The sequence below is a fragment of the Serratia sp. CC22-02 genome (assembly GCF_900182895.1).
Taxonomy (GTDB): domain Bacteria; phylum Pseudomonadota; class Gammaproteobacteria; order Enterobacterales; family Enterobacteriaceae; genus Serratia; species Serratia nevei.
In genome coordinates this window covers 124,152-136,676 of sequence record NZ_FXUD01000009.1, presented here as the reverse complement: position 1 = coordinate 136,676, position 12,525 = coordinate 124,152, and the positions used below count along the sequence as shown (strand labels likewise).

Genomic DNA, 12,525 nt, shown 5'->3' with positions numbered 1-12,525 from the left:
CATGACACAATGAGTAATCCGCAGAATCACGTATTTATCCTGATGGGGGTGTCCGGCAGCGGTAAATCCGCCGTGGCCAGCGCCGTCGCCCGGGAAGCCGATGCCGCCATGCTGGACGGCGATTACCTGCACCCGCGCGCCAACATCAACAAAATGGCCGCCGGGCATGCGCTGGACGACAACGATCGCGCTCCGTGGCTGGCTGCGCTCAACGACGCCATCTTCGCCATGCAACGCACCAATCCGGTGTCGCTGCTGGTGTGTTCGGCGCTGAAAAAAAGCTATCGCGACCGCCTGCGCGAAGGCAATCGCAACCTGCATTTCCTCTACCTGAAAGGGGATAAAACGGTGATTGAGGAGCGCCTGAAGCAGCGCAAAGGCCACTTCTTCAAACCGCAGATGCTGGTTTCGCAGTTCGCCACGCTGGAAGAGCCGGGCGAGCAGGAGCCGGATGTGCAGGCGATCGACATCAACCAGCCGCTGGACGGCGTGGTCGCCGACACGCTCGCCTGCATCAACCGCATCACCGCCCGCTAAGCGCGGGCCGTCGTCGGCGCCGTCAGGCGCCTACAGCTTCATGTAAGCCCGCACGCCGTCCAGGAACATCTGGGTCGACAGCATCACCAGAATCAGCCCCATCAACCGCTCCAGCGCGCTGACGCCTTTGCTGCCCAGCAGGCGCAGGAACAGGTTCGACATCAGCAAAATGGCCGCAGAGAGACCCCAGGCGATCAACAGCGCCGCCACCAGATGGGGCAGCTGATGCGGATACTGGTGCGACAGCAGCATCAGCGCTGCCAGAATCGACGGCCCGGCCACCAGCGGGATCGCCAGCGGCACCAGGAAGGGCTCTTCGCCGGCGGACAGCCCCGAACTGTTGCCCTCCTGAGACGGGAAAATCATCTTGATGGCGATCAGAAACAGGATGATGCCGCCGGAAATGGAGACGGTTTCGGTACGCAGGTTGAGGAACGCCAGAATTTTCTCGCCGGCGAACAGGAAAATCAGCATCAGCAGCAGGGCGATCAGCAGCTCGCGGATCAGCACCACCCGGCGCCTGCGCGGCTCCAGGTGCTTGAGCACCGACATGAAAATCGGCAGATTGCCCAGCGGATCCATAATTAAAAACAGCAATACCGTAGCGGAAATCATCTCTGTCATGGTGACCTCGTGATCGGGAAAACGCCTCGGCCTTTCCGGCCGCGTCCTTGCCTATAAGAAGGATTGCTGAGAAATCCTCAGCCATCGAATAAATTCACTTTGCGCCCGCGCCGACATTTTGTAAGGTGAGGAGATATTGCACACAACTCGTTATCACCTACATAGCCCTTATCCGGGCGGGAAACAGATATTATGAAAAACGTTGGTTTCATCGGTTGGCGCGGAATGGTCGGCTCGGTTCTCATGCAACGCATGACGGAAGAGCGCGATTTCGATGCCATTCGCCCGGTCTTTTTCTCCACCTCGCAGCACGGTTCTGCCGCGCCGGCCTTCGGCGGCCAGCAGGGCACGCTGCAGGATGCGTATGACATCGACGCGCTGAGCGCGCTCGATATCATTATTACCTGTCAGGGCGGCGATTATACCAACGAAGTGTATCCTAAGCTGCGCGCCAGCGGTTGGCAGGGTTATTGGATCGACGCGGCCTCTTCGCTGCGCATGCAGGACGATGCCATCATCATCCTGGATCCGGTCAACCACGCGGTGATTCAGCAGGGCCTGGACAAAGGCATCAAAACCTTCGTCGGCGGCAACTGCACCGTCAGCCTGATGCTGATGTCGCTCGGCGGTCTGTTCGCCAACGATCTGGTGGAGTGGGCGTCGGTCGCCACCTACCAGGCGGCCTCCGGCGGCGGCGCGCGCCACATGCGCGAACTGCTGACCCAAATGGGCATGCTGCACGCCGACGTGGCGAAGGAACTGCAGGACCCGGCCTCCGCCATTCTGGATATCGAGCGCAAGGTGACCGAGGCCACCCGCAGCGGCAAACTGCCGACCGATAACTTCGGCGTGCCGCTGGCCGGCAGCCTGATCCCGTGGATCGACAAGCAGCTCGACAACGGCCAGAGCCGTGAAGAGTGGAAAGGTCAGGCGGAAACTAACAAGATTCTGAACACCGGCAGCGTGATCCCGGTCGATGGTCTGTGCGTGCGCGTCGGCGCGCTGCGCTGCCACAGCCAGGCGTTCACCCTGAAGCTGAAAAAAGACGTGTCGCTGCCGGAAATCGAGCAGATGCTGGCGACGCACAATGACTGGGTGCGCGTGATCCCGAACGACCGCGAGCTGACCATGCGCGAACTGACGCCGGCGGCGGTGACCGGTACGCTGAATACGCCGGTTGGCCGTCTGCGCAAGCTGAATATGGGGCCGGAGTACCTGTCGGCGTTCACCGTGGGCGACCAGCTGCTGTGGGGCGCGGCCGAGCCGCTGCGCCGCATGCTGCGCATCCTGCTGTAAACCCGCACTTCCTGGGGGCTGGCTGATTTCAGCCCCCTAAAGCCTCATTTTTCGCTTTTTTGTTCGCCGCGCACCGCGCCGGGCAACGTCACCGCAAGCCTCGTTTCACCGGGCTCCACCCCGCATATCTCCTCGTCGGCCGCCGCATGCAGAAGCCGCCGGGCTGGCAGTTTTCTTAATGAAGAATTTTCCTGAGCAATGCTGAGCAGTTTTTAACAGACATTGGCTATGCTTAACGCATGGGCGAACAATTTTTCACCATGACTGAAATATTTCAAAAAATAAGCATAAAGAGCGAAATTCAGGTCGGCAGAGTAAAGATTGGTCAATAACCGACCGCAATCACGCTTTAGAGTCCGAATGCATTGCATGATGACCAAAACGGCCAAGGAATAACCAACAAGCCGTGCTTAGATCATGCTGTTAATCTAAGGAAGAAGACTATGCCTGTACTTCCCGATCGTGACGTGATTGATCAGATCATCTCCGGCCATTACGCCGATCCCTTTGCTCTGCTTGGCATGCATGCGACCGATAACGGTCTGCAGGTGCGTGCGCTGCTGCCGGATGCCACCGAGGTTTGGCTGATTGAGCAGCAAACCGGCCGGCGGTTGGCGCAGCTGAACTGCGACGATCCGCGCGGCTTCTTCAGCGCCGTGGTGCCGCGGCGCAAAAATCCTTTCCGCTATCAGCTGCAGGTCAGCTGGCGCGATCACCAACAGACTGTCGACGATCCCTACCGGTTCGGCCCGCTGCTGCAGGATATCGACAGCTGGCTGCTGGCCGAGGGCACGCACCTGCGCCCCTATGAACGCCTGGGGGCTCACCTCGCCACGCTGGATGGCGTCGACGGCGTCAGCTTTGCCGTTTGGGCGCCTAACGCCCAGCGCGTCTCGGTGGTGGGGGAGTTCAACTTCTGGGACGGCCGCCGCCATCCGATGCGTTTGCGGCGTGAAAACGGCATCTGGGAGCTGTTCCTGCCCGGCGTGCGGGCCGGCCAGCTGTACAAATATGAAATCGTCGATTGCTACGGCAATACCCAGCTGAAAGCCGATCCTTACGCCTTCGAGGCGCAGATGCGCCCGGACACCGCCTCGCTGGTGGCGCCGCTGCCGGAGGTGGTGCCGTCGACGCAGGCGCGCCGCCGCGCCAACGATTTTGACCAGCCGATCGCCATCTACGAGGTGCATCTCGGCTCATGGCGTCGTCACACCGACAACCACTTCTGGCTCAGCTACGGCGAGCTGGCGGTGCAGCTTATCGACTATGTGAAGGACATGGGATTCACCCATATCGAGCTGCTGCCGATCAACGAGCACCCGTTCGACGGCAGTTGGGGCTATCAACCGCTGGGGCTGTATGCGCCGACCCGGCGCTTCGGCACGCCGGCCGATTTCAGGGCGTTCGTGGCGGCGGCGCATGAGGCGGGCATCAACGTGATCCTCGACTGGGTGCCGGGGCACTTCCCGAGCGACGCCTATGGCCTGGCGAACTTCGACGGCACCGCGCTGTACGAATACGCCGATCCGCGCGAGGGCTTCCATCAGGACTGGAATACGCTGATCTACAACTACGGCCGCCACGAGGTGCGCAACTACCTGGCGGGCAACGCGCTGTATTGGCTGGAGCGCTTCGGCATCGACGCGCTGCGGGTCGATGCGGTGGCGTCGATGATCTATCGCGACTACAGCCGCGCCGACGGCGAGTGGGTGCCGAATTACTACGGCGGCAACGAGAACCTGGAGGCGATCGCCTTCCTGCGTTATACCAACCAGACTATCGGCCAGGCGCAGCCGGGCGCGGTGACGTTGGCGGAGGAGTCCACCGACTACCCCGGCGTCACCCTGCCGCCGGACGCCAACGGTCTGGGGTTCCACTACAAATGGAACCTCGGCTGGATGCACGACACGCTCAATTACATGAAGTGCGATCCGGTGCACCGTAAGTATCACCACAACCAGATGACCTTCGGCATGCTGTATGCCTATACCGAGAACTTCGTGCTGCCGATCTCGCACGATGAAGTGGTGCACGGCAAAAAATCGATCCTCGACCGCATGCCGGGCGACGCCTGGCAAAAGTTCGCCAACCTGCGCGCCTACTACGGGTTTATGTGGGCACATCCGGGCAAAAAGCTGCTGTTTATGGGCTGCGAGTTTGCGCAGGGGCGCGAGTGGAATTTCGATACCAGCCTCGATTGGCATTTGTTGGAAGGGCTGGATAACTGGCACAACGGCGTGCAGCGGCTGGTGCGCGATCTGAACCACTGCTACCGGCAGCAGGCGCCGCTGTATGAGCGTGACTATCGCCCGGACGGCTTCGAGTGGCTGGTGGTCGACGATCACGACAACTCGGTGTTCGCGTTCGCGCGCTACGATTCGCAGGGCAATGAGCTGATCGCCATCAGCAACTTTACCCCGGTGCCGCGCTACCGCTACCGCATCGGCCTCTCCCGCGCCGGCGACTATCGCGAGATCCTCAATACCGATTCGCACCACTATCACGGCAGCAACGCCGGCAATCAGGGGCGGGTCTCTTCCGAAGCGGTCGGCAGCCACGGCCGCGACTTTTCCATCTGCGTGACGCTGCCGCCGCTGGCGACCATTTATCTGCTGCGGGAGGCGCCATGACGGAGCTGACGGCCGGCCTCGCCGCACCGCTGGGCGCGCATTACGACGGCGAAGGCATCAATTTTACCCTGTACTCGGCGCACGCCGAGCGGGTGGAGCTGTGCCTGTTCGACGGCCAGCAGCGTGAGGTGCGCCTGCCGCTACCGGCGCGCAGCGGCGATATCTGGCATGGCTATTTGCCGGGCGGCAAGCCGGGACAACGTTACGGTTACCGGGTCTACGGCCCGTTCGACCCGGCGAACGGACAGCGGTTCAACCCCAACAAGCTGGCGCTCGATCCGGCCGCGCGCGCGGTGGAAGGGCCGGTGGCGGACCACCCGCACCTGCACGGCGGTTACGATCGGCCGGATCCGCACGACAGCGCCGAGCTGATGCCGAAATGCGTGGTGGTGGACCAATGCTACGACTGGCAGGACGATCGCCCGCCCGCCACGCCCTGGGGGCAGACGGTGATTTACGAAGCGCACGTACGCGGTCTGACGCTGCTGCACCCGAAGATCCCGCCGGCGCTGCGCGGCAGCTTCGCCGCGCTGGGGCACCCGGTGATGATCGCCCACTTCAAACGCCTCGGCATCACCGCGCTGGAACTGCTGCCGGTGCAGCAACATACCTCCGAACCGCGTCTGCAGCGGCTGGGGCTGATCAACTACTGGGGCTATAACGTGCTGGCGCCCTATGCGCCGGACAACCGCTACGCCAGCCTGAGCACCGACGGCACGCCGCTGAACGAATTTCGCGATGCGGTCAAGGCGCTGCATCAAGCCGGCATCGAGGTGATCCTCGACGTGGTGTTCAACCACAGCGCCGAGCTGGATATGGACGGGCCGATGCTGTCGCTGAGCGGCATCGACAACCAGAGCTACTACTGGCTGACGCCGGAAGGGGACTACGTCAACGACACCGGCTGCGGCAATACCCTACGGCTCGATCAGCCGCAGGGCGTGGCCTGGGTGATGGACTGCCTGCATTTTTGGGTGCGGGAGTGCCACGTCGACGGCTTCCGCTTCGATCTGGGCAGCGTGCTCGGCCGCACGCCGGGGTTCGATCGCGATGCGCCGCTGTTCCAGGCGATGCTGGCGGACGATGTGCTGTCGCGCTGCAAGCTGATAGCCGAACCCTGGGACGTTGGCCCCGGCGGCTATCAGGTGGGGGCGTTTCCCGGCCGCTTCGCCGAATGGAACGACCATTACCGCGACGACATGCGCCGTTTCTGGCTGCAGAGCGGCGTGTCGCTCGGCCAGTTCGCCCGGCGTTTTGCCGCCTCCAGCGATGTGTACAACCAGCGCGGGCGAGCGCCTTACGCCACCGTCAACATGCTGACCGCCCATGACGGTTTTACCCTGCAGGACGTGGTCAGCTTCAACGAGAAACACAATCAGCCGAACGGCGAAGGCAACCGCGACGGCAGCGATCGTAATTTCAGCAACAACCACGGCGTGGAAGGCCTGGTCGCCGACGACGCCATTGTGCAACGCCGCAGGGCCAGCCAGCGGGCGATGCTCGCCACGCTGTTGCTGTCCCAGGGAACGCCGATGCTGCTGGCCGGCGATGAACAGGGACACAGCCAGCAGGGGAACAACAACGCCTATTGTCAGGACAACGCCACCACCTGGCTCGACTGGTCCACGGCGGATGACGCGCTGACCGATTACGTCGCGGCGCTGATCGCGCTGCGCCGCCGGATCCCCGCGTTGCAACAGGACCGCTGGTGGCAGCAGGACGACGGCAGCGTGCAGTGGCTGAACGCACAAGGGCAGGCGCTCGACGCGCAGCAGTGGGAGCAAGGCGATCTGCTCATGCAGATCCTGCTGTCGCAGCGCTGGCTGCTGCTGGTCAACGCCACGCCGCAAACGGTGGAGATGAGGTTGCCGGAAGGCGATTGGCAGGTTGTCGCTCCGTTCACTCAGGAAGACTCACGGGCGGTGTTACCCGCCTGGCACCAGGACGCGCGCTCGCTTTGCGTTCTGGTACGGAAATAATAAAAGGAGTCCGCTATGGTTAGGTTTGAAAATAAAGACCCCCTGATGTTGGCGCGCCAGCTGCCGATTAAATCCGTAGCGCTGATCCTGGCCGGCGGCCGCGGCTCGCGCCTGAAAGATTTGACCTCCACCCGCGCCAAGCCCGCCGTCCACTTTGGCGGCAAATTCCGCATCATCGATTTCGCCCTGTCGAACTGCCTGAACTCCGGCATCCGCCGCATCGGCGTGATCACCCAATACCAGTCGCACACGCTGGTGCAGCACATTCAGCGCGGCTGGTCGTTCCTCAACGAAGAGATGAACGAGTTCGTCGACCTGCTGCCGGCCCAGCAACGCCTCAGCACCGAACATTGGTACAAAGGCACCGCCGACGCGGTCTACCAGAATCTGGACATCATCCGCCGCTATGAGGCCGAATACGTGGTGATCCTGGCGGGCGACCATATCTACAAGATGGATTACTCGCGCATGCTGATCGACCACGTCGAGAAGGGGGCCCAGTGCACCGTGGCCTGCCTGCCGGTGCCGCGCAGCGAAGCCGGCGAATTCGGCGTGATGAAGGTGGATGAAAGCGACCGCATTATCGAGTTCCTGGAGAAACCCGCCGATCCGCCGGCGATGCCGGGCAACCCGGATATGTCGCTGGCCAGCATGGGCATCTATATTTTTAATGCCGCCTACCTGTTCCAGCTGCTGGAAGAGGATATGTCGACCCCCGGTTCCAGCCACGATTTCGGCAAGGATCTGATCCCGAAAATCACCGCGCAACAGGCGGCGTGGGCGCATCCGTTTACCTTGTCCTGCGTGACCTCCAACCCCGATCTGCCGCCGTACTGGCGCGACGTGGGCACGCTGGACGCCTACTGGCGCGCCAACCTCGATCTGGCGTCGGTAACGCCGGAGCTGGACATGTACGACCGCGCCTGGCCGATCCGCACCCACATGGAGCCGCTGCCGCCGGCCAAGTTCGTGCAGGATCGCTCCGGCAGCCACGGCATGACCATGAACTCGCTGGTGTCCGGCGGTTGCATCGTGTCCGGGTCGGTGGTGGTGCATTCGGTGCTGTTCCCGCGCGTGCGAGTGAACTCGTTCTGTACCATCGACTCTACCGTATTGTTGCCGGACGTGAACGTCGGCCGTTCCTGCCGCCTGCGGCGCTGCATCATCGACCGCGCCTGCCACATTCCGGAGGGCATGGTGATCGGGGAAAACGCCGATGAGGACAGCAAGCGCTTTTATCGCTCGGAAGGCGGCATCGTGCTGGTGACGCGCGAAATGTTGTCAAAATTGTGAGTTAACGTGGGCGGCAGAACGATAGCCTGCCGCCTGATGAACGGTTCGATGGCTTGCGCAACGCGGCAAACATAACAGCGGCAAGCCTGCTTTATTTCTTATCCAGAGGCCTTCGGCCGACTTTCAGGAGTGATAATGCAGGTCTTACACGTATGTTCTGAAATGTTCCCCCTGCTGAAAACGGGCGGACTCGCAGACGTGGTTGGCGCACTGCCGGCGGCGCAAATCGCCGAAGGCGCCGATGTTCGGGTGCTATTGCCCGCTTTCCCTGACGTACGCAACGGCATTCCGGACACCGTGCTGGTGGCGGAAATCGACTCGTTCGCCGGCCGGGTGGGCCTGCGTTACGGCACCTACCATGGCGTGGGCATCTATCTCATCGACGCCCCCTGGCTGTATGACCGGCCGGGCAGCCCGTACCACGACCAATCCATGTACGCCTACCCCGACAACCATCGCCGCTTTGCGCTGCTGGGCTGGATGGCCTGCGAGCTGGCCAAGGGGCTGGATCGCTACTGGCGCCCGCAGCTGGTGCACGCCCACGACTGGCACGCCGGCCTGAGCTGCGCCTATCTGGCCGCCAACGGCCACCCGGCGCGCTCGGTGTTCACGGTGCACAACCTGGCCTATCAGGGGCTGTTCTCCGCCCATCATGTGACCGAGCTGTGGCTGCCGGCGTCGTTTTACGACGTTTATGGCCTGGAGTTCTACGGCCAGATGTCGTTCCTCAAGGCCGGGCTGTTTTATGCCGACCACGTGACCGCCGTCAGCCCGACCTATGCGCGCGAGATCACCCGGCCGGAGTTCGGCTATGGCATGGAGGGGCTGCTGCAGGAACGGCAGCGGCAGGGCCGGCTGAGCGGCATCCTCAACGGGGTGGACGACAAGATTTGGGATCCGGCCCACGACCCGCGGCTGAGTACCCGCTACGACGCCGACGATCTGAAAAGTAAGGTCAAAAACAAGCTGCATCTGCAAAAGGCCATGGGGCTGAAGGTGGACGAATCGCTGCCGGTGTTCGCGGTAGTGAGCCGCTTGACCAGCCAAAAAGGTCTGGACCTGGTGCTGCAGGCGTTGCCTGAGCTGCTGGCGCAGGGCGGGCAGCTGGCGCTGCTGGGCGCCGGCGACGCGGTGCTGCAACAGGCGTTTCTGGCCGCCGCCGCCGACTATCCCGAGCAGGTTGGGGTGCAGATCGGCTATCACGAGTCCTTCTCCCACCGCATCATCGGCGGCGCCGACGTGATTCTGGTGCCGAGCCGCTTCGAGCCCTGCGGCCTGACGCAGCTCTACGGCCTGAAATACGGCACGCTGCCGCTGGTGCGGCGCACCGGCGGGCTGGCGGACACGGTGGTGGACTGCGCGCTGGAAAATCTGGCCGACGGCACTGCCAGCGGCTTCGTGTTCGACGATTGCGATGCCGTCGCGCTGGGCAACGCCATCCGCCGCGCCATGGTGCTGTGGAGCCGGCCGAAACACTGGCGCCACGTTCAGCGCCACGCCATGAGCGTGGACTTCGGCTGGCCGGTGGCGGCGAAAGAGTATCTGTCGCTTTATCAACGTTTGTAGCCCGCGTTTCGCGTCTTGGGTTGACGCGCGGCGGGCAGCCGTTTGGGTTGATTGTCGGGGCGCGGCATACCGCGTCCATGTTCAGCGGGGCCAGCTATTCCGCGGCGAATGGCTGGGCTCCCTAAAAGGGATCAAAAAGCCATGACTTCACCGTTTAGTTACACCTCACCTACGGTCAGTGTGGAAGCGCTGAAACACTCCATCGCCTATAAGCTGATGTTTATCGTCGGCAAGGATCCGGCCATCGCCAACCGGCACGACTGGCTGAACGCCGTGCTGTTCGCGGTGCGCGATCGCATGGTTGAACGCTGGCTGCGCTCCAACCGCGCCCAGCTGTCGCAGGACGTGCGGCAGGTGTATTACCTGTCGATGGAGTTCCTGATCGGCCGCACCCTGTCGAACGCGCTGCTGTCGATGGGCATCTATCAGGACATCGACAACGCGCTGAACGAAATGGGGTTGAGCCTGGGTGAACTGCTGGAAGAAGAGAACGACCCTGGCCTCGGCAACGGCGGTCTGGGGCGCCTGGCGGCCTGCTTCCTCGATTCGCTGGCGACGCTGGCGCTGCCGGGGCGCGGCTACGGCATTCGCTACGAGTACGGCATGTTCAAGCAAAACATCGTCAACGGCCAGCAGATGGAATCGCCGGACTATTGGCTGGAGTACGGCAATCCGTGGGAGTTTCCGCGCCACAACACCCGCTACAAGGTGCGCTTCGGCGGCCGCGTGCAGCAGGAGGGCGCCAAGGCGCGCTGGCTGGAAACCGAAGAGATCGTGGCCATCGCCTACGATCAGGTGATCCCCGGTTTCGACACCGACGCCACCAACACCCTGCGGCTGTGGAGCGCGCAGGCCAGTAACGAGATCAACCTCGGCAAGTTCAACCAGGGCGATTATTTCGCCGCGGTGGAGGATAAAAACCACTCGGAGAACGTGTCGCGCGTGCTGTATCCGGACGACTCGACCTCCTCCGGGCGCGAGCTGCGGTTGCGGCAGGAGTATTTCCTGGTGTCGGCCACGGTGCAGGACATCCTCAACCGCCATTGGCTGATGCACAAAACCTTCGACAACCTGGCGGACAAGATCGCCATTCACCTTAACGACACTCACCCGGTGCTGTCGATTCCCGAACTGATGCACCGGCTGATCGACGAGCACAAATTCAAGTGGCTCGACGCCTGGGAAGTGGTGGAGCAGGTGTTTTCCTACACCAACCACACGCTGATGAGCGAGGCGCTGGAAACCTGGCCGTTGGACATGATAGGGCGCATCTTGCCGCGCCATCTGCAGCTGATTTTCGAAATCAACGATCACTTCCTCAAGATGGTGCAGGAAGTGGCGCCGGGCGACAACGACCTGCTGGCGCGGGTCTCGATCATCGATGAAACCAACGGCCGCCGGGTGCGCATGGCGTGGCTGGCAGTGGTGGCCAGCCACAAGGTCAACGGCGTTTCTGCCCTGCATTCCGAGCTGATGGTGCAGTCGCTGTTCGCCGACTTCGCCCGGCTGTTCCCCAATCGTTTCTGCAACAAAACCAACGGGGTGACGCCGCGCCGTTGGCTGGCGCTGGCCAACCCGCCGCTGGCGGCGGTGCTGGACGACTGCATCGGGCAAACCTGGCGCACCGATCTCAGCCAGCTGAGCGAGATCAAAGCCAACGTCGATTACCCGAGTTTCCTGCAGGCGGTGCAGCGCGCCAAGCGGCAGAACAAGGAGCGATTGGCGCTGTACATCGCCAAAACGCTCAACGTGGTGGTCAACCCGGATGCGCTGTTCGACGTGCAGATCAAGCGCATCCACGAGTACAAACGGCAGCTGCTCAACGTGTTGCACGTCATCACGCTGTATAACCGCCTGCTGGACGATCCGGAGATCGAGCGTGTGCCGCGGGTGGTGATCTTCGCCGGCAAGGCGGCCTCGGCCTACTATGCCGCCAAGCAGATCATCCGCTTGATCAACGACGTGGCCAAAGTGATCAACGACGATCCGCGCGTGCATACCCAACTGAAGGTGGTGTTCATTCCGAACTACGGCGTCAGCCTGGCGCAGATCATTATCCCGGCGGCGGATCTGTCGGAACAGATCTCGCTGGCGGGCACCGAAGCCTCAGGCACCAGCAACATGAAGTTTGCGCTGAACGGCGCGCTGACCATCGGTACGCTGGACGGCGCCAACGTCGAGATGCGCGAGCACGTGGGGGAGGAGAACATCTTTATCTTCGGCAATACCGCCGAACAGGTGGAGGAACTGCGCCGCAACGGTTACAACCCGCATCAATACTACGAGCAGGATCCCGAGCTGCATCAGGCGCTGACGCAGATCGCCACCGGCGTGTTCAGCCCGGACGAACCGAAGCGCTACAGCAACCTGTTCGACTCGTTGGTGAACCTGGGGGATCACTACCAGCTGCTGGCGGATTATCGCAGCTACGTGGATACGCAGGACAAGGTGGACGAGGTGTATCTCAATCAGGACGAGTGGACGCGGCGCGCGGTGCTGAATATCGCCAACATGGGCTACTTCTCCTCCGATCGCACCATCCAGGAATACGCGGACGAAATCTGGCACATTCAGCCGGTGAAACTGTAAGACGGAAGAGA

Annotated in this window: 8 protein-coding genes; 7 read left to right on the top strand and 1 reads right to left on the bottom strand. The window is 62.3% G+C overall.

Annotated elements, in window-relative coordinates; translation table 11 throughout:
- Positions 1-9: 9 nt before the first annotated feature.
- Positions 10-537: a gluconokinase gene (gene gntK / locus QOL81_RS23085; protein WP_033649350.1), complete on the top strand. Its 528-nt coding sequence runs from the start codon at positions 10-12 to the stop codon at positions 535-537.
- Positions 538-567: 30 nt separating this feature from the next.
- Here gntK and QOL81_RS23080 read toward each other — a convergent pair whose 3' ends face one another.
- Positions 568-1,161: a YhgN family NAAT transporter gene (locus QOL81_RS23080; RefSeq protein ID WP_025159894.1), complete on the bottom strand. Its 594-nt coding sequence runs from the start codon at positions 1,159-1,161 to the stop codon at positions 568-570.
- A gap of 192 nt (positions 1,162-1,353) precedes the next feature.
- On the opposite strand from QOL81_RS23080, the gene asd reads away from it, so the two are divergent.
- The 6 genes from asd (at position 1,354) to glgP (ending at position 12,514) form a co-directional block, all read left to right on the top strand.
- Entirely contained in the window at positions 1,354-2,457 is a 1,104-nt protein-coding gene (gene asd / locus QOL81_RS23075; protein WP_016930397.1) for an aspartate-semialdehyde dehydrogenase, read from the top strand.
- 443 nt (positions 2,458-2,900) lie between these two features.
- A complete protein-coding gene (gene glgB / locus QOL81_RS23070) occupies positions 2,901-5,087 on the top strand; it encodes a 1,4-alpha-glucan branching protein GlgB (protein WP_060441400.1) in 2,187 nt (728 codons plus the stop codon).
- Positions 5,084-7,066 carry a glycogen debranching protein GlgX gene (gene glgX / locus QOL81_RS23065; RefSeq protein WP_060424485.1) on the top strand — a complete coding sequence of 661 codons (1,983 nt, stop codon included), beginning with the start codon at positions 5,084-5,086 and terminating at the stop codon, positions 7,064-7,066. The genes glgB and glgX overlap by 4 nt, the downstream gene beginning before the upstream one ends.
- Before the next feature lie 15 nt (positions 7,067-7,081).
- Positions 7,082-8,359: a glucose-1-phosphate adenylyltransferase gene (glgC, locus tag QOL81_RS23060; protein ID WP_004930810.1), complete on the top strand. Its 1,278-nt coding sequence runs from the start codon at positions 7,082-7,084 to the stop codon at positions 8,357-8,359.
- Between the two features lie 135 nt (positions 8,360-8,494).
- Positions 8,495-9,925, top strand: coding sequence for a glycogen synthase GlgA (glgA, locus tag QOL81_RS23055; RefSeq protein ID WP_049202834.1), 1,431 nt, complete (start codon positions 8,495-8,497; stop codon positions 9,923-9,925).
- Positions 9,926-10,066: 141 nt separating this feature from the next.
- Positions 10,067-12,514, top strand: coding sequence for a glycogen phosphorylase (glgP, locus tag QOL81_RS23050; protein WP_060424487.1), 2,448 nt, complete (start codon positions 10,067-10,069; stop codon positions 12,512-12,514).
- Positions 12,515-12,525 lie beyond the last annotated feature (11 nt).